We start from the raw sequence: 22,346 nt of genomic DNA on the forward strand, positions 1-22,346 counted from the left end.
GCGAAACCTTTTCTCTAATCGTGCGTAGAAGAAGAGGGGAATAAAAAAATAATATACATAGGGGAGGAACACATCATGTGGAAAAAAGGAAGCGCCCTTCTGGTAGCAGGTACAGTATTGCTGACCGGTTGTGCTGGCGAGGCATCCCTGGTGCGTGATTCTATCGTAGCGACAATTGACAAGCCAAACTATGATTTTGAAGGCACCTTGAAGCTGACAGGCGACGTTGAGAAATTGCCTGAAGCATTCGGAGAACCGGCTGACAAAGAAGGACAGGCGCTGTTGTCCGCTTTGAAGGCAGGCGTAACAGTAAAAGGCTCCCAGCTGGATCTGGACACGGTGAAGTTTGAAGTAGAAGTAAAAGACGACAAGCTCCTGCGCGACAACAAGCTCTGGACAGGTGACAAAAAAGCATCTGTTGAAACGATCGTTGACGAAGATAAAGTATACGTGAAGTCTCCGCTGGACAGCAAATACTTGGTAATCGATTCGAGCGCATCCAATCCTTTCATGGCTGAGCTTGGCGGCTCCGATGCTGCTAACGCTGCGAAGCTGAAAGAATACCAAGACAAAATGAACGACCTTACTTTCAACTTTGTCAAAAAGTATGTAAGTAAATATGGCTATACATTGGCAGACGCGAAAAACCATGGCAAACAATCCGTTACATTGCCGAACGGTGAAAAAGTAGAAGCCACTCATGTAACTGTAAAAATCGACGCAAAAGAATTGGTAAAAATGTTCTTCTTCACAGCTAACGATGCAGTAGCTAGCAAAGAAGTAAAAGATTTCGCGATCGATATGATGGTACTGACCACTTCCATGACAGAAGATCTGTACCCGGAACTGGGCAAGAAAACCACAGAAGCTGAGAAGCGCGCAAATGCGGAAGCGATGATAAACGAAGGCATGGCTGAAGCGAAAAAATGGTTGGATGAAACAGGTAAAGAATACACACCTGAAAAAATCGTAGAAGAAATGAAAAAAGAAGGCTTCCACAAGCTCGCTTGGAACCTCGACTTCTACATCGACAGCAACAAAATGCCTGTGAAACAAACAAGCGATCTGAGCGTAACTTTCCAAGCTCCTGAAATGAAGCAAGCTGTAACAATTGGTCTGGCTGCTGATCAATATGCATACAACTTCGGAAAAGCAACCAAGTTCAATGCGCCAGCAAAAGATGCTGGTCTGACTGTAGAACAGCTGGTGAAAGATGAAAAAGCAATCAACAGCTTTAGCGACAAAGGCTTTGTACGTCCAATCGCTGAAAGCATGGTTGATCAACAAAAATGGATGGAAGAAATGACCGAGGATTTGGAAGCTGAAGAAGCAGCGACCACTACAAAGTAATATTTTTCCTCACGAAGAAAGCACGGCGCCTCTCGCGTCGTGCTTTTTTACATCCCCATAATACTAGAGAATTTGGTGCTCTTCCAGGTATGTAAGGACAATCTGGACAGACTCTTCAATCGTCTGCTTGTCGCTCTCAATGACCAGTTCCGCTTGAAGAGGCTCTTCATACGGTGCTGAAATCCCCGTAAACTGACCAATCTCTCCGCTTCTCGCTTTTTGGTATAGTCCCTTCACATCCCGACGCTCACACTCATCCAATGAACATTTTACATATACCTCGATGAATTCTCCCGCCTCTATCAGATTACGCGCAAGCTCCCGGTCTTCCCGATAGGGAGAGATAAATGCCGTCAAGGTAATCACGCCTGCATCTACGAACAGCTTCGCGACCTCGCCAATGCGGCGAATATTTTCCCGTCTGTCCTCTGCCCCAAACCCCAATCCACGGTTTAAGCCGTGACGTATATTGTCACCATCCAGTACGTAACTGGCTAGCCCTCTTTGATGCAGTTCATGTTCGACTGCATTGGCCAATGTCGATTTGCCAGCACCAGACAGCCCTGTAAACCATAAGACACAGCTTTTGTGGCCTGCACGCTTTTGACGGTCTTGCTTGGTTACCGTCGTCGGATGCCATACGATATTCGCGGTGCCCTCTCTACTCATCTTCTCTCTCCTCTCTTACAACCACTTTCTTCCAGCCGATTATACGGACACCGGTCGCAGCCCTTCGATCAATACCTGCGCGACCTCAGGACGGCTAAATTGAGGTGGCGGAGCCTCCCCGCGCGCCAGCATTTCCCTCACCTTTGTCCCGGACAACGCGACATGATGCTCATTATCATGCGGGCATGTTTTGGTAGAGGCCATGTTTTCGCAGCTCTTGCAATAAAAGCTGTTCTCGAAAAATAATGGCGTAATCCCCAGCTCCTCTGGCTGGAACTGGCGGAAAATATGCTGGGCATCGTACGTCCCGTAATAGTTGCCAACACCCGCGTGGTCCCGACCTACAATAAAATGAGTGCAGCCGTAATTCTTCCTCACCAATGCGTGAAAAATCGCTTCCCGCGGTCCTGCATAACGCATGGCAGCTGGAAACACGGCCAACTCTACCCGGGTAGATGGATAGTATTTTTCCAGCAATACCTGATAACTGTTCATCCGCACATCAGCAGGGATGTCATCTGCCTTCGTTTCGCCCACGAGAGGGTTCAGAAAGAGACCGTCGACGATTTCGAGAGCTGACTTCTGAATGTATTCATGCGCGCGGTGGACTGGGTTGCGCGTCTGAAAGCCGACAATCGTTTTCCAGCCCTTCTCGGCAAATCTTTCTCTCGTTTGTGCCGGATCGAAGTGATAGCTGGCAAAGCGACCTTTTTCGGTGCGCTTTACCAACGTAATCGGGCCAGCCAAATAAACGGCGGGACGCTCCAGCAGCTTTTTCACCCCGGGATGATTCGTATCGTCGGTGCCATAGACGAGCCTGGCTTCTCGCTCCTTGTCAGGTGAATAAATATCGGTGATCACAAGAATGCCATATACCGAACCTTGATGGCTCAACCGCACTTTGTCTCCGATCTGCAAGGCTCCTGCGACAGTGGTCGAGACCGGAAGCGTAATCGGAATGCTCCAAACGGTACCATCTGCCAGTCGCATCTGCTCTACGACAGAAATATAATCCGCCCGATTCAAAAATCCTTCAAGCGGACTGTAGCCCCCAATCCCGATTAACTCCAGATCTGCGAGTGCAAATGCATCTATCTCTACCTCATGCGTTGTCACCGACAGGTCTGCTTGTGGATCAAAACGGTTTACCAGCTCTCCCTCGTGAGGTTTCCCACTCATACAAAAGCCCCTCCTATCCTTGGTTTGTTCTTCTCTTTCTCGTTACCTTGCGAGATGCAGGCCACATTCCGTTTTCCCTGCTTGGGCCCAGCGTCCTGCTCTCGAATCCTCGCCCTCTTTTACAGGACGAGTACAAGGAGCGCAGCCGATGCTCGGATAGCTCTGGTCGTGAAGGGAGTTGTACGGCAATTCAAATGCTCGAATGTACTGCCACACTTCCTCCGACTTCCAATGAATGAGCGGGCAAATTTTTAGCGATTGGAATTTTTCATCCCGATTGATAAACTCGACATTCGCTCTCGTGGCCGACTGCTCTCTGCGTAGTCCTGACAACCATGCAACCGCTCCGGTCAGCACACTTTCCATCGGCTGTACTTTGCGGATATGGCAGCACATATCCGGCTGCCTGCTCCACAATTGTTCGCCATGGAGGTCTGCCTGCTGTACCAGCGTAATGTCCGGCTGCTTGACCGTTATCCGCAGCGCGGGATACCTCGCTCTCACCTGCTCAATCAAGCTGTACGTCTCGGAAAAGTGGAGATTGGTATCCAAAAAAGTGACCTTGGCATCCTTTTTCACATCGCTGATCATATCGAGCAGCACCATGGCCTCGGCCCCAAAGCTACAAGAATAAATCAAATCATCTGAAAACGTTTTGTAGGCCCATTTGATTACATCTATGGTGTCGCCTTTTGCGAGACTATTATTGATGGAAGCGAGTTGTTCCTCTGTAGCTGACGCATAATTCAGCTGGCTCATGTGCCCCCTCCTTGATCATTTTGCGTACGATCCTTCCTGCGAACCAGTCGTCGACAAGACAAGAGTCTGCCCACGCTTGGCATGGTCACGCCACGCCATGAGCTCATTTATTTGGATCGCGTTATCTGTTTGGCTGCTCACGGATTGCCAGCCCATTTCTCTCGCTGCATCTGCTGTTTCCTTTCCGACACATACGATCGGTGTCTTTGACCAGGCATCGCCGGCGAATTGCGCCAGAGCTGACAGCGTATGAGCGTCATCCGTCGCTAGCCAGTCAAATGACAAACCTGCCTCTTTCGCACCAAGGTGCTTCTCATCCCATTCCACCATGCCCGCTTGGATCACTTGAATCACCTTGCCGTGGGCCAGCGTGATTCTTTGCGGCTTCCTTTCCCCTAGGTAAAGCACCTGCTCTTCTTTTTCCAAGGCAAGCAGGTCAGGGAATGCGAGCAGTGATTTGTTTTCATCCAGCACCAAGTCCGGATATATCCCTCGTTTTTCGAAAGCCTCAAATGCCCGTTGTCCACAAACAGCCAGCTTGCTCGTCAAGCGACGTACATCATAGCGCTGTTGTCGCAAGGCAGAAGTAAAAAAGGATACTTGCTGCTCATTCTCGAAGACGAGCCAACGATAAGTGGCAAGCTCTGTCAATGGTGTGTCAAACATGCAGCGTTCGATCAAAGGAATCGGTAGGACTTCGCCGCCCAACTGCTCCAAGGCAATCACAAGCTCGCTATTTCCTTCATCGCTTGCTCTACTTGCAACGGCTACCCGTTGTCCGAACAAGGGGCGTGATTCGTACCAATTCAGCGATTCCCGCAGACGCACGACCTCACCTACGATAATGATAGCGGGTGCGGCAAAACGAGCCTGCTCGACTTCCTTATCTATCGTCCCAAGCTTGCCGATCAACGTCTCCTGCTCACGAACCGTCCCCCAGCGCACGAGAGCGACGGGCGTATGGGCGTCTTTTCCATGTGCAAGTAGGCGCTCCCTGATGCGAGGCAGATTTTTCACACCCATGTAGATGACCAACGTTTCCATCGAGGCGAGGGCAGCCCAGTCCGGCTCCTTTTCCGCATTTTTTTCACACAAGTGACCGGTGACAAAAGCGACGGAAGAGTTGTAGTCACGATGAGTCAGCGGAATACCCGCATAGAGCGGAGCCGCCATCCCGGAAGTAATTCCTGGGACAATCTCAAACGGAATAGAATGGTCACGGCATATCTGCGCTTCCTCTCCTACCCGCCCGAACATGCTCGGATCCCCGCCTTTCAGGCGAACGACATATTTCCCTTTTTGAGCTTCCTGGATGATCAGGAGGTTGATCTCTTCTTGCGGCAATGTATGATGATCGACCTCTTTCCCGCAATAGATGAGGGTGGCTCCCTTTTTTGCGTACGAGAGAAGCTGCGGGCTTGCTAGGCGATCGTACACAATCACATCCGCAAGACGAAGCGACTCCATGCCGCGAATCGTCAGCAGCTTGGGGTCACCAGGCCCTGCTCCGACAAAAACGACTCTGCCTGTGTTCATAGCGAATCCGTCCTCCTTGCTGCTTTGTTCCTTCACAGGAAGAGCCCTCGCCGTTTTAAGCAAACGTAGAGGTTTCCACTACGTACCCGACTCCTTGACGTCCGAGCAGCTTCTTTTCCACCAAGCTCAGCTCTTTGATACGAGGAGGCTCTATCGTATGTCGCAAGAGATTGTTCTCGGCTGAAGAGAAGGCTCGCTCATCCGTTTTGGCGATGACCACAACCGTCAGTAACCGCCCTTCCTCTAGCACGGCTTCCAGCTTGTAAAGGTAGCTCTCTGTTTGTTCCTCTGCCATGACATGTCCCCCTAACCTGGCTATACCCGCACAAGCATTACGCTGGTTGCAGAATGGAGTCAACCTGTGCTTGGATATGGGAAAGTCCTACCCGTTCCACGTAGCGCCAGTAAGGTTCGCCTTCCTGACGATCCGCCTTGTACAGCGTGATCAATTGGGCAAGGAACGGACCGAGTCTGTCCACGGTTATCCGTGCATTGAGCTTGCGGTTGAATTGCGGCTCCTCCAGCGTCCCACCTACGTAGATGTCAAACGCCTCTATCATCCCGTTCGATGTCTTGACCAATGCGCCTTGCAGGCCGATATCCGCAATTTGGCGCTGACCGCAAGAATTTGGGCAACCAATCATATGAATGCGCAGCGGCGTTTCGAGAACGACCGTATCATCCAAATAGTGAGCCAGCGAACGCATCCGCTCCTTGGTCTCCACGATAGCCAGATTGCAATATTCCGTACCGGTACACGATACGGCATACCCGACAAACGTATTGGGCTGCAATTTGAAACGGTTCACAATGATCGGCTCATTGCGGAAAGCTGCGACCTTTGCTTCAGGAATGTTGCGAATCAGGACATTTTGAGTGTTACAGGTGCCAATCGTCCCATCGCCATATTCGTCCGCCAGACGGGCAAGTTCATTTAGCTCCCCTGCATTCATCCGCCCAACAGGAACAGACAAGCCTGCGTAGTATAGCCCTGCTTGGCGTTGCTCGTGAATGCCGTAAAAATATCCACCATTCCAGCCCGAGGTTAAATCGATACCACCCGGCTCAAGCTCGCCCACCAGCTCCAGTAATTGCTCCTTGAACTTTTCCGGTCCCCAGTCAGCGACCAAGAACTTTAGACGTGCATGCGTACGTTTTTGACGGTAGCCGAAATCGCGGAACAAAGTCGTAACGCCTGCCGCCACTTTGACGACCTCTTCTGGTCGCACGAACACATCTAGTTGCTTCGCCAAATATGGCTTCGCTGACAAGCCGCCACCTACCCATACGTGAAAGCCGATCACTTCCTCGCCAGCCATGACTTTTTTGGCCGGAGTGAAAGCCAGATCGTTAATTTGCGCATGCGCGGCGTTATGAATATTGGCAGAAACCGATATTTTGTACTTGCGTGGCAGATTGGAGAACTCACGATTGAGCAAGAAAAATTTTTCTAACTCCGCTACGATGGGACGCGTATCCAGCACTTCATGCGGATCAATTCCTGCCAGTGGGTTCCCCATGATTTGCCGCGGGCAGTCTCCACATGCTTCAAAAGAGGATAGTCCTGCCGATGCGAGCCGATCAAAAATGTCAGCGAGCGATTCTACCGTGAGCGAGTGAAATTGCACGGCCTGACGTGTGGTCACATCCACCAGATCACGTCCATAATCTTCCGCGATGTTGGCGAGCACCCTAGCTTGTTCACTGCTCAAAATGCCTCCAGGTATGCGCACGCGCATCATGAAGTGGCCGTCCTTTGGTCGCTGCTGATAGACGCCTGCCCATTTAAAACGATCCATGTCAGAAGATTCAATCGATGCGAAGCCTTCTTTGGAATAGGTGTTTACGATCGTTTCGATGACATCCAGTCCGTCTTTTTCCAGCTTCGTAAACTCCATTTTGTTGAGGGATGGATCAGCAGCCCACTTCCACTGCTTTCTCTCTGCCATGCTCGTACATGCTCCTTTGTGTGAAGATATCAGTTACCAATGCCATTCGAATCGATTGGCTCATCCAGTCCGCAATCAGGGGGTGGGGCAAGTACGCACTACCCTCATAGCGATAGGCCAAGCCCACAAGCCGTTTCGGAATTGCTTGTCGCGTGAAATAGCCTTGGCTGACGAACAGAGGAAGCACGAGGACCTCCCCTTTTTGTGCCAGTAAACAGGCTTGATCGTACAGTGTATCGGGCCTCAGTGTCGCATATCCGGCAGCGGCAAATGCATAGCGGTTTTGCAAGCGGAATGTCAGACGCAAGAGCAGCTTTTCCCAGCGCTCATGACATCCAGGCAAGTCACTGCCGTGCCCGACGAGCAACAAAGCCTCCTGACTAGGCAAGCGTGATAAACTTGCGATTCGCTCTGCCACGATCTGCTCGACGTTTCCGTGATCCTCCAATGGCGGACACCAGATAATTCTTGCCTGAACCGGAACGCGAATCAGGTCTGTCTCTCCTGTCGGCCATGGGTCTAGTCCAAGCATCGCGCGGATTTCCCCTACGTGATTGCTTCCTGCCGTAGCGAAGAGCGGCACGACGACAATCGTTGTCGCTCCTGATGCTTCCAGACGTTTCACTTCATCGCTGATGCTTCGTCCTTCCACTCCTCCCAAGTAAGCTACCCGAATTGGCAAATCAGTGCGGCACTGCCAAACGGCTGATTCCACCAGCGCCAACCAGTCAGGATCGGGTGAACCGTGAGCAATTACCAAAACCGCTGTTTTCGCCATCGGATAATCCCCTTATCCAAACTTATTTTGTAATTCATATATGTTTACTCGGAATTATAATTGGGATGGATTGCCTCGTCAATAACAAAATCATATTTCACTTGAACATACTGTTTGGCTGTTGGGGAGGGAAGAAGTTCATTTCCAGTCTGCGCTTCGGCCTACGCCCCGCAAGGGGGATTGACTGTCCGCTTTGAAATGAATGGCGGGAGCGCTTCAAACGTAGACGTTTCGAAGAAGGATTCCATAGGTGAAGCTGAAAATCCCCGCCATTCATTTCAAAGCTTAGTCGGGCTCCAGAGGCGCTTGGACTGGAAATGAACTTCTTCCTACGCAGCTTTTTAAACATTATGAAAGTGATTCAAACTAAGTAAAAAAACTGCCAAGTCTGATGACCTGACAGCTAGTTGCCTTCCCTATTCCTCACTCTTTTTCCTCGTTCGACGATATAGCAAATCCATACTTTCTTTGAGCGTCTCATACTCGTGCTCGGTCAAGTTTTCGATCTGTTGGATATTTGCGATCGCCTGCTTTTTGATCTCTTCGGTCAAGCGATCTTTTTCATCCTGGCTTTTGCTTTCATGTGTCTCTGTCCAATGCGTTGCAAAATTCGCCGTCAAAGCTCCCAGCATTCCGATCCCCGTTATCATCAAGATCGTCGCCATGATCCTTCCTCCTGCCGTCACAGGCGAAATATCACCGTAGCCGACTGTCGTGGTTGTCACAATCGACCACCACAACGCATCCGGGAAGCTTTTGATGTTCTCGTTTACACCGTATTCGAGCAAATAAATAGCAGTCGAGCTCCACAGCATGATGATCGTGACGACACCAACTACTTGACGCATCGGGCCTGATCGAATGATTCCCAACAAAAACGGCGAAGCACGCACGATGCGCACCAGCCGAAGCACGCGCATGATTCTGGCTAAATACAAATAAGAGTCCAATGGAATCATCGCGATCAGATCGAACCAATTGGCAAAAACGAATTTTCGTTTGTCTTTCGCCCTCCATAGCCGGAACAAATACTCGACAATCAGCATGATGATCAGCCCAGTGTCTACCTTGTCCATCAGTTCATCCGTCAACAGAGGATGATTAGAGAAGTCTGCGAACAACAGGATCGCATACGTAATCACTAACATAATGATAAAAATCTCATACATGACGCGCCAGAACAAAAAGACTCCTCCCTGTGCTCATAAGTGCCTGTTCAAAATATGATCTGTTCCGCATCGAAAAAGAGGCGAGAACCTGAAGCGGGAGGAGCCAAATGTAGAGAGCCTACACGAGCACCAGACTTCGAAGGTGAACGCCTCTTTCCATGCTTAATAGCTGATCAGCGCAGCCATCAATAAGCCCGCTGCAATACTCAACCGCGAAGCGAAAATACCGACGGATACGTTCCCGTTCGGAATTTCAGACACGACTTTAAATGGTGTAACCCATTCGAACAAATAAAAAATGATGACTTGAAATACCATTCCTACAATACCCCAGATGACTAAATCCCACAAGTTAACGGAGTGGTATACAGCCGAAGCGAGGACGATTGCCAAACCGATGATTTTACCTCCCAAATCGTGCGAGGCTGCTTTTGCCGCTGCCATTTTCTTCGGATCGTCAGTCTGTGCTCCCTGCTTGATCAGATCAAACTCCTTGTAAGGAGTCGTAATCGTAAACACAAAAATCCCCACAGCCAATATCGGAATGGTCACTGCCAAATAAGATAAAAAGTTTACTACGTAATCCAATTGTCCCAACATGTAAGTTGTCCTCTCCTTTCGCTACTTGTCTATGCCGACCGGCAAATAATATGATAGGTTGTTTGTAATCGGTCCCCCGACACGGGCTACAATTGCTGATGCCTCTGTGCCGATCCAAAAGGACCCCCAGAGCAGCCGTCCAGCATAAGCTCCCTTCATCGTCTGAACCGTTATCTGTGGAAGCTCCACCCGTTTCTGATAAATCATCGGCTGCTCCCAGTAAAACTCTTCCTGATCCTTCTCTTGCAGCGTACCATCTGATGCAAACAGCATGACACCGCCACCTTCTCGCCCAAAAATCGGCTTCGTGACGTAGTCCTCCCTGCCTGCAAACCGATTTTCAAAATAAGTCGGCAGCATATAAGCTTCGATGATCGCGTGCTCCTCATCGGTGAAAAACTCATTCGCCTCATGCAAGTTCCAGATGAGCGCCTGCAAAGCCTTCGTTTGAATGAGAAACGCAGAAGGAGGATTAATAATGGCGAGCTTTTTGCGGGCAATCAACGAAAGCACATGCTCACCAGTCGGGTAGCCATCTTCATCCTGTTCTACCGCCAGCTTTTCCAAAGCATGCAGGCGGTACAGCACATCGACTGGCAGAAGCTCCTCATTCTCCTTTACATAGAGACGATCTTGCCAAACACGCAAATGCTCCAAAGCGGCAAACCGGGCAGACAGACCCGATTGGTTCAGTAAGTACAAGGTCGTTCCTTTGTCTTCCTCATGCCAGTCGAGCGAGCTAAACCAGATAGAATCCGTATCATAGCCCTGTGCCCGATACGCGTTGACCACCTTGCTGAATGCCGAACGCAACTGCCGCTCCATTCCTTCATTCGGGTCCTCGCGCAGGAAATGGCGACAAGCACGACCGTTCACATAAAAAGCCTCGACGATTCCTGTAGGGGTATCGCTGTTACACTCAAGCATCTTCAATCCTTCTGTCGTCTGGGCAAAATCAAAGCGGCCAATCACAGTCGGCACTGTTTGGGAAACGACGATCCTGACTGCCTGCAAAGCCTGCTTTGGCACTCCTAGTTCCAACAACAGGGAGTCCTCTGCACGCTGCAATACCGGAACGACCTTGGTAAAGATTTGCCCAAGCCGCTCGGTTGCCATCGCGATCTCCTCTCGAAAGGAGGGAGTGATCAGGTGGATATCATAAAGCGCATACTCCTCGCCATACATCCAATCCCAGGTAAATACGCCCTCTTCCCGCATCGGGCCGTACAGTGCCTCTCGTTCTCGTAGGTTGTGGTCTTCCACTTCCATCACCTCACCCGGAGCTGGAATAGCCCGAGCTGCCGATACCGCCCTTGGAGCTGCTCGTGCTTATCCCACTCGATACTCCGGATTTGCTCTTGTAAGACCTGTAAGTAGAGCTCGAACCCCCACTGCTGCTGCTATCGTCACAATAGCCATCATTGTCGTTATCGTAGCAATCATCATCATAGTCGTCACCGGAAGAACAACCGCTGATCGCAAGTGCAGCTGCGACGAACAGACCGACTACCTTCTTCGATTTCGTTTGTGCCATTTTTCTTCCTCCTACACTGGCTTCGCGTAGTAAACATAAACCTGCCGATCTTCATCCACCTCGGCCGATGTCTTCTCCCATTCGCGTCCATTCACGTACAAATAGTCGCTTTGCAAATGCAAGAGAGCATCGTCATCGTCCTTGAAATAAAACGTGTGTACCAGCGGATAAACGCTTGCATTTTCTTGATATTCACGCATTTCGATCTGGATGCTGCCCCAGCGTGCAGACACAGCCTCCGCATAATCGACAGCTTGCTCTTCTGTTGAGCGCTTGACGTAAATGACATACGTGCCGTTTTCGATTGCACAGGACGTCTTTTCATAAACGACATGCCCCTTCACCAAATAATCGCAAGCGAAACGCAAGGAAACCTCATCTTTGTTCACGTTGTCGTAGTAAAACTGAACAGGGTATCCCCTCGCCTCATCCAGCAGCCGATATTCCATTCGTGCCATTTTTCTCACCTCTTTTACCTATCACAGAATAACAAATCATTCGCAACAATTTTATACGTGCGCCGAAACATTTGGTTGCCAATAAATGAAAAGAAATCCAGCAGAGCCATAAACCACTACATAAGTCCTACTTCTTTTGATCCCGTTACTGTCGAATCATACCGCGAATGGTTTCATGCAAATGTCCGTTGCTCGCCACTAATGAAGGAGTGTGATCTTGTTGGAATGGCTCATGCTGATACGATTTTCCAGCCCAGTCCGTAATCGTTGCACCCGCCTCCTTGGCGATAACAATTCCGGCGGCCACATCCATAATATTGGAACGTTGCATCACGATATAATCGAGCCATCCATTTGCCAGCAAGCACCAGTCCAGTGCAGGCGCAATATTTCGCATGAGACGCTTGGTCTGGAATACAAACGGTTCCGTAAAAGCCATCTCTTCTTCCTTCGTCACCGTGTCGCGTCCACGGATATACGTACCGACTGCACGTGTGAGGTCTTGGCGGTTGTTGACGTTCAATCGTTTTCCGTTCAAATAGGCTCCTTTTCCTTTTTCCGCCCAAAACATTTGACCCGCTACCGGATTGTAGATAACGCCCAGTACCAGCTCACCCTTGTGCTGCAACGCAATCGAGATCGAGAAATACGGATAGCCGATAAAATAGTTATTCGTTCCATCTAAAGGATCGATAATCCACAGATACTCTTCCTCACGGGAAACCATTCCGACTTCTTCAGAAAAAATGGTATGTGTCGGGAAGTGGCGATGCAGAACCTCAATGATGCGCTGTTCACTGCCTTTATCCTCTGGCAGCTTCACGTCGTTATGCAATTCCTCATCGGGCACGAGCTGTTCGAGAAAACGTTCCTTCAAAAACGCACCCGCGACACTTGCTGCTTCTTTTGCAATTTCGATCATGACATTTCTCTCCTTTTTCTCTTTTGAACAACCTTCCACTTGCACTTGTACAGGAAAGATTACTATCATAGAAAGACACCCGAAGGAGGGGGATAAACATGAACACCGACTTCATTCGGCTGAAAAATATGGAAGGTGAACTCAAATTCACCCAAATGAACAATAGCTACGGCTTCTCTGTCACCACAAAGGAGCTCGTTTTTTTCAAGCCACACATGACCTACCATTTGTTTTTGCAGGATATCATCAGCATGGTCCCGATGAAGCTGGACGCTAGCCCTGTCATGTTTCGGCATCAGAGTGAGACGGTTCATGCCTCGTTTGGTTCCGATTACTATAAGCTGACAGCCAATTGGGCGCGGATTGTTTCTCGATCCGGTATCGTCGAAAAAGAAAACATGGAGTTTATCGTGCCGCTTTCCACTAAAATGCTCACTTATATTTCGGAATACAGCGGTCTCGTTGTCATCAAATAACACCTCGACCCTCGCTCTCACCTTTTTTGTGTGGAGTGAGTTTTTTTTATTTCCGATCATTTCTGGATAGCACAATGAACGTTCCTGTACCATGGGCGATCCGCCTATCCCGATCATCGTAGACACTGCCCTCCATGACGACCAACGTGTTTCCGCGATGCAAAAAGCTCGCTTCTGCGCGCAGCCGCTCCCCTATTCCCGGAAGCAAATAATTGACCTTCAGCTCTGTCGTCACTGCATACTGATTGGGTGGCAAGGACCGATTGATCAAGGAGCCCATCGCTGAATCGATCAAGGTCGCGAGAATTCCTCCATGAACAACTCGACCTGAATTGTGCATAAAAGGGGTCAGAGGCAATTCGAAGCGATACGACTGTCTTTCTTCGTCAATGAACTCTCCCTTTAATCCAAGAAACCCAGAGATAAACGCGCTATTCCGTTCCCGCTTTTGATGAATGGCAGCAACAGCCAGCTCGAGAATGCGGCGCTCCTCGTCATTCCCATCCGACCAGATGTTTTTTAACTCATCTAACATTTTGTTCACTCCAACCGAATAGAATCGATTCTTCTATTTTATCCCAAACAAGCTGATTTCGCTATGATTCCTAACCTATTGGCAATCGAGAGCAGCTGTCCGAACCATTCGAGACTGAGCAAATGTTCAGACTTTTACGGTTGTTTCTGTTATTAAAAATTGATAAGATAGTTCAAAACATAAGACAGGCATTATCCGTATGGGAAGGGAGTTTTTCAAATTGGCCAGACAACGAAGTGACATGATCAAAAAAGGATTCGACCGCGCACCGCACCGTAGCTTGCTTCGTGCAGCAGGTGTAAAGGATGAGGATTTCGATAAACCGTTTATCGCTATTTGCAACTCGTACATCGACATTATTCCAGGTCACGTGCACTTGCAGGAATTTGGAAAACTGGTCAAAGAAGCTGTTCGTGCTGCTGGCATGGTTCCATTCGAATTCAATACGATTGGTGTTGACGACGGAATCGCTATGGGACATATCGGGATGCGCTACTCCCTCCCGAGCCGCGAGATCATCGCAGACAGCTTGGAGACCGTTGTCGCTGCTCACTGGTTTGACGGCATGATCTGTATTCCGAACTGTGACAAGATCACACCTGGGATGATCATGGGGGCACTTCGTGTCAACATTCCAACCGTATTTGTAACCGGTGGTCCTATGAAAGCCGGAAAAACGAGTGATGGCCGCTCTATCTCACTTTCCTCCGTATTCGAGGGTGTCGGAGCTCACCAAGCAGGCTTGATCAACGACCAGCAACTCGAAGAGCTGGAGCAATATGGATGCCCGACTTGCGGTTCCTGTTCCGGTATGTTTACAGCGAACTCGATGAACTGTCTGCTCGAAGCCATCGGTTTGGCACTGCCTGGCAACGGTACCGTACTCGCTGTCTCGCCTGAACGTCGCGAGCTGGTACAAGCATCTGCTGAAAAACTGAAAAATCTGATTGAACGCGACATTAAGCCACGCGACATCGTGACACTCGAGGCAATCGACGATGCATTCGCACTCGACATGGCGATGGGTGGGTCAACCAATACCGTTCTCCATACACTGGCTATCGCACAAGAGGCAGGCATCGAATACCCAATCGAGCGCATCAACGAAGTAGCGAAGCGCATTCCGCATATTTGCAAGCTGGCGCCTTCCTCCGACTACCATATCGAGGATTGCCATGAGGCAGGCGGCGTATCAGCCGTTCTGAAAGAAATCGCGAAAAAAGCAGGCGCGATCCATCCAGACCGTATCACTGTCACGGGCAAAACCCTTGGCGAAAACATCGCTGATGCTGAAATCAAAAACGATCAGGTTATTCGTCGCCTGGACAACCCGTACAGTGCTTCCGGCGGTCTCGCTGTTCTGTTCGGCAACCTGGCGGAGCAAGGCTCGATCATCAAAACAGGCGGTGTCGATCCTTCTATTAAAAAGCACGAAGGTCCAGCCATCTGCTTCGACTCCCAAGAAGAGGCTCTGGCAGGAATCGCTGCTGGCAAAATCAAATCCGGTCATGTGGTCGTCATCCGCTACGAGGGACCTAAAGGCGGCCCAGGTATGCCAGAAATGCTGGCTCCTACCTCACAAATCGTGGGTATGGGCCTCGGTAAAGAGGTCGCTCTCGTTACAGACGGACGCTTCTCCGGTGCTTCCCGCGGGATCAGTATCGGTCACGTGTCTCCAGAAGCCGCAGAAGGCGGTCCTATTGCCTTCGTACAGGACGGAGATATCATCTCGATTGACCTCGAGGAGCGCACGATGCAACTGCTCGTGGATGAAGCCGAGCTGGCTCGCCGCAAAGAAGACTGGAAAGAATTCGAGCCAAAAGTAAAAACAGGCTATCTGGCTCGTTACTCCAAACTGGTAACGAATGCAAGCATGGGTGGTATTTTGAAAATCTAGTGTTGCAGTAAAGGCAAAACCCTTCCTTTGTGAATCACCGTCACTCAGGAAGGGTTTTTGTATTGACTTTTCCAGCTCCTCCCTTTTACAATCAAGTTAATAAAATTTAACTGGTTAAAAGGATTGTGATGCATATTGGTGCAAAAGTCGATTTTTATCATCGAAAACTACGATCAGCTAAAAGTGATCAGTGACCCGTTGCGCACGAAAATGCTGATGCGCCTGGTGGAAAAGCCGCACACGGGGCAACAGCTCTCACAACTTTTTGGGCAGTCTCGCGCGAAGATTCTCTACCACCTGCGTGAGCTGGAGAAGCACGGTATCATCCAGTTGGTTAAAAAAGAAGAAAAGGGCGGCAACATTCTCAAATACTATCAGGCGGTGGCAAGAGGCTTCATACCCGCTGATCATCTACTCACGTATACGGAGTCGAAGGAGGCTACCAGGCAATCCTACGTCGAAGTCTTGCAACGGGCGAAAACAAGAGCGCTCAGTGCTCCTGAAGAAGCCTTTGCGCTGACGTCAACGGAAGTCGAGAAATGGCCGCGCATCTCCCTGCAGTCTGAGGTCAGAGTCAGCGAGCAGGCGTTTGTGTCCTTTTTGCAAAAATACCGGAACCTGCTCCACGAATTGCATCAAAGCTCCTTGGATGACCCATCTTCGAAGCAAGATTACTACCTGATGATTACGGGATTTCAAATTGATGAACCGTTATTCAAAAAGGAAGGACAGGAGTAACAAAGGAAATGAAATACGATCATTCCACATGTGTTTGAAAAACCTATTCGAGTAGGTTTTTCTTTCGGGCATACGGTTAATATTTTTTAACCGGTTAACATTAAGGAGAGTGAATTTCCATGGAAGCTGTCCCCAAGCAATCTAACCTTCCCTCGGCGGATACATCCCGCTTGTTTACGATACCTTTTACCCTTCTTTGGTTGTCTGCTCTTTGTTCCGGACTCAGTATCTCACTCTTTCTTTTCTCGCAAACCTGGTATATCATCCAGGTTTTATCTCAGGAGGCCTCATTAGGCATCGTATTTATGGCCGCAACCATTCCCAGGATCGTCTTCATGCTCATAGGCGGAACGCTCGCTGATCGAATGAGCAAAAAGAGAATCCTGTCGATCACAAGCATGTTGAAAGCATTTTTGATGCTTCTGCTTGGGGGAATCATCTGGTGGGGGTATTCCTCGCTTGCGCTGTTTGTTTGGTTCGCTCTCTTCTTCGGTACCATTGATGCCTTTTATTGGCCAGCTCAAAATTCGTTCATACCGTCAATCGTACCCTCTTCTTCCCTTTTGCGTGCGAATTCGGTGCTGCAAACGACAAACCAAACCTCACAGCTGCTCGGTCCTGTTCTTGCCGGTTTTGTGATTGAGTGGGGAAGTTACCCCTTTTTATACGGCTTTGTTGGGCTGCTTCTTCTGGTTGCAAGTGTATCTGCATGGTGCATGCCGAAGCAGGAACCAGCCGTTCTTTCAAAACCACAGCAAAGGCTCAAGGAATCTATAAAGGAAAGCTTCTGTTATGTCAGACAATCGGATTTCCTTCCCTTGCTATTGACCTCCATCATCTGCCTGAACGTATTTTTGATGGGCCCCTTATACATCGGCTTGCCGATTTTTGTAGATCAGGTGTTGTCTGGTTCCACCCTGCAGTACAGCTTTTTGGAAGGGGCACTCGCTTTTGGAATGCTTGCCGGGGCGATCGTGCTCGCACTCACGACATTGGGTCAAAACAGGTTGCAGATCGCCTTTCTTTTCATGATGATGCAAGCGCTTGTCTTCTTTGCTTTTAGTCTCACCCAACAGTTCTGGCTAAGCTTGCTTATTCTTTTTACACTTGGCGTCACGTTTTCTCTCATTAATATTCCGATTCTCTCTTTTGTTCAGGAAAAGGTGCCACAAGCCTCGTTGGGGAAAGTCATGAGTTTGGTCTCGCTCTCCTCTTTAGGTTTGCAGCCGATTTCACAGGCGATGACGAGTCTTTTGATCGCATGCGGACTGGCGGCCAAGGAAGTGATGCTACTTGCCTCCATCCCCCTCTTTCTTGCTTCCTGTTTCTTTTATTGGCGGCAAAAGTACGCTCGGCCTGCAAAGAGATCCGATTGAGTTTTGCACGAAAGCAAAAAGGGATGATCTGCAATGGATCATCCCTCTTCCCTATCGTATTTACAAAACTTGCCTATTCACTCATCGCAACTTTACAGAGTGCGAGACGTATTAGTAAGTAGAGAGCCAGACGAGTAGCTTACAAGACTCGTCGTGCCGAAACGAAGCGCTTCTCCCAGGACGTGCCCTTAAAGGTCGAATACGTCACTCCTGGTTTTCCATATGTATGCAAGAGTTTGTTGTTGCCTGCATAAATCGCCACGTGGGTGATCCGTTTAGATGTCGTCGTTGTGCTCGCCTTGAAGAACACCAGGTCTCCTTTTTTCAGGTTGGCCTTGGACACACTCGTTCCTTTCTTTGCTTGATCGCGAGAAGTGCGTGGCAAGCTCTTGCCGACTGCGACTTTAAATACGCGCTGTGTAAAGGAAGAGCAATCAAATACGGCTGTGGTATTACTGCTCGCACCGAATTTATACGGAGTCCCCATATACTTTCTTCCTGTGGCAATGACCTTGTCCGCCCTGGATTGCGACCATGCCGCCTCGGCTACATTTTGCTCTCCTGGCAGTGGAGCGACAATCGCTGTGACTCCCAATGCTACTCCCATTACGATTCCTATGAGGGCTTTATGTAATTTCATGCTGTTCATCCTCCCTTTTCTTTTGAAAAAGATCCCCGCTCAACAAGGGACCATTTTATGCAAAGTTTGGCTGACCTCTCACTTGTTCTCTACTTTACCAAAGCTCACACTCTATGAAATTACCAAAAACTTACCAAAAACTATTTTTTCAACTGGATACGATTACCGCTTGACGCCTTCGTGCTTGATTTAACAGGCATTCCTCAAATTTTCAGTCTATTTCCTTTCCATAATGTCCCTCTCAAATTGGCAAAATTTATCCAGCCCCCAATTGTTAAAATCCGCGTCCCGTGCGACTTTCGTCCTAGTTCCATTTACAAAAAACCCCTTTTCCCTCCTTTTTCACGTAATCTGCCTCTGGAATCTTGCTTTCCTTTCTTCTCTCTCTACTTGCAACTAGCAGAATGTCATCGTAAAGTAGATAGGAGTTCGTTTTGAAGGAGGCACATATGCGACTGCGTAACATTCCAGGTGCCGAAGCGGCCCTGAGAGAATATCCGACGTTCGTAGACAATCCCCTTTCCTATAAAGGAAATTGGAAGGAACGCTTCGGGAATAACAACCCGATTCATGTGGAGATCGGCTGTGGAAAAGGACGTTTCATTAATACACTGGCCGAGCGTCACCCTGACATCAATTTCATTGCGGTTGAACTGAAGGCGGAGGTCGTTCTGCGCGCTGTCCAGCGCACAGAGTACAAAGTTGTTCCGAATCTGGCCTTTGTCCAGTTCGACGCTTCCAAGTTGACCGAGTTGTTTGCCGATCACGAAATTTCTCGCATCTATCTGAACTTTAGTGATCCGTGGCCAAAAACCCGTCATGCGAAACGCCGTCTTACTTACAAAAGCTTCTTGAACACGTATCGTCAGGTACTTGTGGCAGACGGCGAGATTCATATGAAGACAGACAACGAGAACCTTTTTGAGTTTTCACTCAACCAATTCGCTGCGGAGCGCTTCCAGATGCGCAATATCACCTTTGACCTGCACCAGTCCAAGCTGGCGGCAGATAATGTGATGACGGAGTACGAGGAGCGCTTTTCTTCTCGTGGGCAGCGTATTTATCGGGTGGAAGCGAGCTGTGTGATTAAGTAGACCCTAGTTTGAGTCAACATGGTGGAGGAGAAGAAAAAGCACAGTTCTCTTCGACTCTGACACGCCAGCCTGGGGATTGACTGGCCGTCTCCACTTCCAAAAGGGGACCGTCGAGCCAAAGCCACCCTACGGGCGGAAGTTTCTCAAAGAAGAAGTGTTCGACAACCTGGTCCCCTTTTGGAAGTTCCGACTGGGTAGGCGTTGTCAAGGTCTGCGAGATCTGTGCTTTTTCTTCTCGCCAGCTTTGTTGGTTCATCGGTACTTTCTAAAATGCCTATCTAATACAAAAAACCCTCCGCGCTCGCAAGAAGGCTTGAACCTTACTTGCGAACGCGGAGGGTTTTTTACTATTCTTTTTGCCGCCCGACGCTCTTGTATACGCGCTCTGGACGGCCGACGACACCGTACGAAAGGTCTGCGATGGCGTCTCCTTTGGCTACCAAATATTCGAGGTATCGCCTTGCTGTTGAACGGCTAATGCCTGTTTCTTTGCTGACCAAATCCGTGGTAGCCTCCTGCGTTTGCATGAGAAAGCCTGAAATCTTGTCCAACGTAATTTGATCAATTCCTTTGACTGCCCTTGTCTCGGTTGTCTTCTTTTGGCCTGTTCGGGCAATGAGCTCATCGATTTGGGCTTGACTGATCTGATCGGTGTCTTTTTTCCAATCACTCACCTTTTGCCTGAACTCCTGATAATTCCGTAACGTTTGTTGCAGGCGTGCAAAGATAAGTGGCTTGGTAATAAAATCGAATACGCCATAGCGGATCGCCTCTACAACCGCATCCACTTCTTTGGCGGCTGTCAGCATGATGACATCCGTTGTAGGGAACTGCTCCTTTATGATCGACAAAAAATCGAGGCCGTCCATATCCGGAAAATAAATGTCGAGCAACACGAGATCAGGCTGCAAAATTTCCATCTGGTCCTTGGCCTCTTGCCCATTCGTGGCAATGCCAATCACCTCGTACCCCTCTACTTTTTCCACGAAGCGTCGGTTTACCTCTGCAATTCTCAGGTCGTCTTCAATAATGAGTACCCGTATCATCTATAACGGCCTCCTTCCTTTCTGCCGTGCGTGCATCCTTTGGTATCGTCACAGTAAAAATCGTTCCGCCTACCGGATTTCCCGTATGCGTAATATTGCCGTGTACATGCAAAACAGCTTGTTTGACTAAGTGGAGTCCGTAGCCATGATTCGGCTGTTGCTTGGTAGAGAAGCCCAGCTCAAAGATTCGTTCAGCATTTTCTTCGGAGATGCCTGGTCCCAGGTCCTCTACCTCTATGAGCAAGACCTCTTCCATATTGAGCAAAAAGATCGTGATTTCTGGTGCAAATGCACCTGGAGCTTTTACAGCGTCCATCGCATTATCTATCAAATTGCCGAGAATGACAATCAGCTGTGAGCGATCAATCGAGGCAGGAATGTCACGGAAGTTGCTTTCCGGATCAATTTTCAATTCCACTTTGCGTTCGTTCGCTTGATTCAGCTTCCCGAGCAACAAGCCACCTATCAGTGGGTCGGGGACTTCTTGCATAATAAACGTCGTATTGTGGACATGCACATTTAGCTCAGAAGAAATCGTTTCAATGGCTTCCTGATACGATTCAAGCTGGATGAGTCCTGATATGAGATGCAGTTTGTTGGAATACTCATGCGTCTGGGAACGAAGGACTTCCGCATACTCCTTCACCCGAGACAGCTCCTGTGTGACCTCGAACAGCTCGGACCGATTGCGAAAGCTCGCTACCGCGCCCATAACATGACGCTCCTTAGCCATAATCGGGACGCGGTTCACGACTAATACGTGCTCGTCCACATTCGTTTCGCGGTCAAATTCGGCTTTCCCTGTCTCAATCACCTCATGAAGGCCCAGCGAACGAACCAGCTCGTCCTGTTTGTCCATGATACTGTCTTTATCCTTCGCTTGACCCAGCATATGCAGAGCGGTCTGATTCGCGAGCGTGATCGCCCCTTCCTTATTGACCGCCACAATGCCTTCGCGAATCGATTCCAGCACGGCTTGATTTTCCTGATACAATCGCCCGATTTGTTCAGGCTCCAAACCAAATATCGCTTTCTTTACATTCTGTGAAAGAATGAGCGTAGCCACCACACCCAAGAGCAAGGTGACGATGCCGATGACGAAGATTCGATTGCGATACGATTCGATCGTTTCATTTATATCCTCAAACAAAAAGCCGACAGAAACGACCCCCATCACCTTTCCTTCCTCATCATAGATCGGTGTCTTTCCTCTGAGTCCGGGGCCAAGCGAACCGACTGTCTCAGAGATGATGGATTGCCCCTCAAATACTGCCTCATTGTCGCCTCCCACCATCTTTTTGCCAATCTGCTCTGGATCAGGATGTGAGTAGCGGATGCTTTGCAAATTTCCTACTGTGATAAAAGCTGCATTCGTGTCCACGCGTATTTTTTCCACGATTGGATTGATAATCTTGGCAGGATCTTCCGCGTCAAATGCCTGTTTGATCTCGGACATCTGTGCGACGGTCTTGGCGGTATGCAGTGCTCGCGTTCCAATCTCATGCTCTAACACACCCGCCAGCATCTGTTCAAACATTGTACCGAGGATGACCGTCACGCCAAAAAGGAGCGAGCAAATAATCAACATTAGCTTGCTGTGAAAACGCACATCGTTCCCTCCTCTTCTTCTCATTGTATCTC

At 49.2% G+C, this 22,346-nt stretch carries 23 protein-coding genes; 6 read left to right on the forward strand and 17 right to left on the reverse strand.

Annotated elements, in window-relative coordinates; all coding sequences use genetic code 11:
* Positions 1-75 precede the first annotated feature (75 nt).
* Positions 76-1,350 (forward strand): hypothetical protein, encoded by a 1,275-nt coding sequence (locus ACKKE8_RS22955; protein ID WP_409175049.1) that lies wholly within the window; start codon positions 76-78, stop codon positions 1,348-1,350.
* 63 nt (positions 1,351-1,413) lie between these two features.
* On the opposite strand, the gene cysC is transcribed toward ACKKE8_RS22955, so the two are convergent.
* From cysC to ACKKE8_RS23020, 13 genes are all read right to left on the reverse strand, one after another.
* Complete coding sequence (gene cysC, locus ACKKE8_RS22960) at positions 1,414-2,019, reverse strand: adenylyl-sulfate kinase (protein WP_409175050.1); 606 nt, start codon at positions 2,017-2,019, stop codon at positions 1,414-1,416.
* 39 nt (positions 2,020-2,058) lie between these two features.
* Positions 2,059-3,198, reverse strand: a complete 1,140-nt coding sequence (sat, locus tag ACKKE8_RS22965) for a sulfate adenylyltransferase (protein ID WP_409175051.1) — start codon at positions 3,196-3,198, stop codon at positions 2,059-2,061.
* A 42-nt stretch (positions 3,199-3,240) separates the two neighbouring features.
* Positions 3,241-3,957 carry a phosphoadenylyl-sulfate reductase gene (locus ACKKE8_RS22970; protein WP_409175052.1) on the reverse strand — a complete coding sequence of 239 codons (717 nt, stop codon included), beginning with the start codon at positions 3,955-3,957 and terminating at the stop codon, positions 3,241-3,243.
* 15 nt (positions 3,958-3,972) lie between these two features.
* Complete coding sequence (gene cobA / locus ACKKE8_RS22975; protein ID WP_409175053.1) at positions 3,973-5,493, reverse strand: uroporphyrinogen-III C-methyltransferase; 1,521 nt, start codon at positions 5,491-5,493, stop codon at positions 3,973-3,975.
* Positions 5,494-5,548: 55 nt separating this feature from the next.
* Positions 5,549-5,788 (reverse strand): DUF3906 family protein, encoded by a 240-nt coding sequence (locus ACKKE8_RS22980; RefSeq protein ID WP_409175054.1) that lies wholly within the window; start codon positions 5,786-5,788, stop codon positions 5,549-5,551.
* A gap of 37 nt (positions 5,789-5,825) precedes the next feature.
* Positions 5,826-7,442, reverse strand: coding sequence for a nitrite/sulfite reductase (locus ACKKE8_RS22985; RefSeq protein ID WP_409175055.1), 1,617 nt, complete (start codon positions 7,440-7,442; stop codon positions 5,826-5,828).
* Complete coding sequence (locus ACKKE8_RS22990; protein WP_409175056.1) at positions 7,408-8,220, reverse strand: sirohydrochlorin chelatase; 813 nt, start codon at positions 8,218-8,220, stop codon at positions 7,408-7,410. Before ACKKE8_RS22990 ends, ACKKE8_RS22985 begins: the two co-directional genes overlap by 35 nt.
* A gap of 416 nt (positions 8,221-8,636) precedes the next feature.
* Positions 8,637-9,404: a potassium channel family protein gene (locus tag ACKKE8_RS22995; RefSeq protein WP_409175057.1), complete on the reverse strand. Its 768-nt coding sequence runs from the start codon at positions 9,402-9,404 to the stop codon at positions 8,637-8,639.
* Positions 9,405-9,551: 147 nt separating this feature from the next.
* Positions 9,552-9,989, reverse strand: coding sequence for a DUF350 domain-containing protein (locus ACKKE8_RS23000; RefSeq protein ID WP_409175058.1), 438 nt, complete (start codon positions 9,987-9,989; stop codon positions 9,552-9,554).
* 21 nt (positions 9,990-10,010) lie between these two features.
* On the reverse strand, positions 10,011-11,258 hold the full coding sequence (locus ACKKE8_RS23005) for a glutathionylspermidine synthase family protein (protein WP_409175059.1): 1,248 nt from the start codon (positions 11,256-11,258) through the stop codon (positions 10,011-10,013).
* 4 nt (positions 11,259-11,262) lie between these two features.
* The gene (locus ACKKE8_RS23010) at positions 11,263-11,523 is read right to left on the reverse strand and encodes a hypothetical protein (protein ID WP_047071752.1); all 261 of its coding nucleotides are present in this window, start codon (positions 11,521-11,523) and stop codon (positions 11,263-11,265) included.
* Positions 11,524-11,534: 11 nt separating this feature from the next.
* Positions 11,535-11,981, reverse strand: coding sequence for a hypothetical protein (locus ACKKE8_RS23015; protein WP_047071751.1), 447 nt, complete (start codon positions 11,979-11,981; stop codon positions 11,535-11,537).
* A 145-nt stretch (positions 11,982-12,126) separates the two neighbouring features.
* The gene (locus tag ACKKE8_RS23020; protein ID WP_409175060.1) at positions 12,127-12,903 is read right to left on the reverse strand and encodes an inositol monophosphatase family protein; all 777 of its coding nucleotides are present in this window, start codon (positions 12,901-12,903) and stop codon (positions 12,127-12,129) included.
* A 98-nt stretch (positions 12,904-13,001) separates the two neighbouring features.
* On the opposite strand from ACKKE8_RS23020, the gene ACKKE8_RS23025 reads away from it, so the two are divergent.
* A complete protein-coding gene (locus tag ACKKE8_RS23025) occupies positions 13,002-13,379 on the forward strand; it encodes a hypothetical protein (RefSeq protein WP_409175061.1) in 378 nt (125 codons plus the stop codon).
* A gap of 46 nt (positions 13,380-13,425) precedes the next feature.
* Here the strand turns inward: ACKKE8_RS23025 and ACKKE8_RS23030 are convergent, their stop codons facing one another.
* Complete coding sequence (locus tag ACKKE8_RS23030) at positions 13,426-13,914, reverse strand: PaaI family thioesterase (RefSeq protein ID WP_409175062.1); 489 nt, start codon at positions 13,912-13,914, stop codon at positions 13,426-13,428.
* A gap of 220 nt (positions 13,915-14,134) precedes the next feature.
* On the opposite strand from ACKKE8_RS23030, the gene ilvD reads away from it, so the two are divergent.
* The 3 genes from ilvD to ACKKE8_RS23045 all read left to right on the forward strand — a co-directional run bounded on the left by ilvD (position 14,135) and on the right by ACKKE8_RS23045 (position 17,925).
* On the forward strand, positions 14,135-15,811 hold the full coding sequence (gene ilvD / locus ACKKE8_RS23035; protein ID WP_173623734.1) for a dihydroxy-acid dehydratase: 1,677 nt from the start codon (positions 14,135-14,137) through the stop codon (positions 15,809-15,811).
* Positions 15,812-15,946: 135 nt separating this feature from the next.
* Entirely contained in the window at positions 15,947-16,549 is a 603-nt protein-coding gene (locus ACKKE8_RS23040) for an ArsR/SmtB family transcription factor (RefSeq protein WP_409175063.1), read from the forward strand.
* A gap of 119 nt (positions 16,550-16,668) precedes the next feature.
* Entirely contained in the window at positions 16,669-17,925 is a 1,257-nt protein-coding gene (locus ACKKE8_RS23045; protein ID WP_409175064.1) for an MFS transporter, read from the forward strand.
* Positions 17,926-18,064: 139 nt separating this feature from the next.
* Here ACKKE8_RS23045 and ACKKE8_RS23050 read toward each other — a convergent pair whose 3' ends face one another.
* Complete coding sequence (locus ACKKE8_RS23050; RefSeq protein ID WP_409175065.1) at positions 18,065-18,565, reverse strand: C40 family peptidase; 501 nt, start codon at positions 18,563-18,565, stop codon at positions 18,065-18,067.
* 449 nt (positions 18,566-19,014) lie between these two features.
* Between ACKKE8_RS23050 and trmB the strand changes: the two genes are divergently transcribed.
* Positions 19,015-19,659 carry a tRNA (guanosine(46)-N7)-methyltransferase TrmB gene (gene trmB / locus ACKKE8_RS23055; RefSeq protein ID WP_409175066.1) on the forward strand — a complete coding sequence of 215 codons (645 nt, stop codon included), beginning with the start codon at positions 19,015-19,017 and terminating at the stop codon, positions 19,657-19,659.
* A 347-nt stretch (positions 19,660-20,006) separates the two neighbouring features.
* Here the strand turns inward: trmB and ACKKE8_RS23060 are convergent, their stop codons facing one another.
* Both ACKKE8_RS23060 and ACKKE8_RS23065 read right to left on the reverse strand, forming a co-directional pair.
* Positions 20,007-20,705 carry a DUF977 family protein gene (locus ACKKE8_RS23060; RefSeq protein WP_007721481.1) on the reverse strand — a complete coding sequence of 233 codons (699 nt, stop codon included), beginning with the start codon at positions 20,703-20,705 and terminating at the stop codon, positions 20,007-20,009.
* Positions 20,683-22,338 (reverse strand): ATP-binding protein, encoded by a 1,656-nt coding sequence (locus tag ACKKE8_RS23065; RefSeq protein ID WP_409175067.1) that lies wholly within the window; start codon positions 22,336-22,338, stop codon positions 20,683-20,685. The genes ACKKE8_RS23060 and ACKKE8_RS23065 overlap by 23 nt, the downstream gene beginning before the upstream one ends.
* Positions 22,339-22,346 lie beyond the last annotated feature (8 nt).

Source organism: Brevibacillus fortis (assembly GCF_046196545.1).
GTDB classification, from domain to species: Bacteria; Bacillota; Bacilli; order Brevibacillales; family Brevibacillaceae; genus Brevibacillus; species Brevibacillus fortis_A.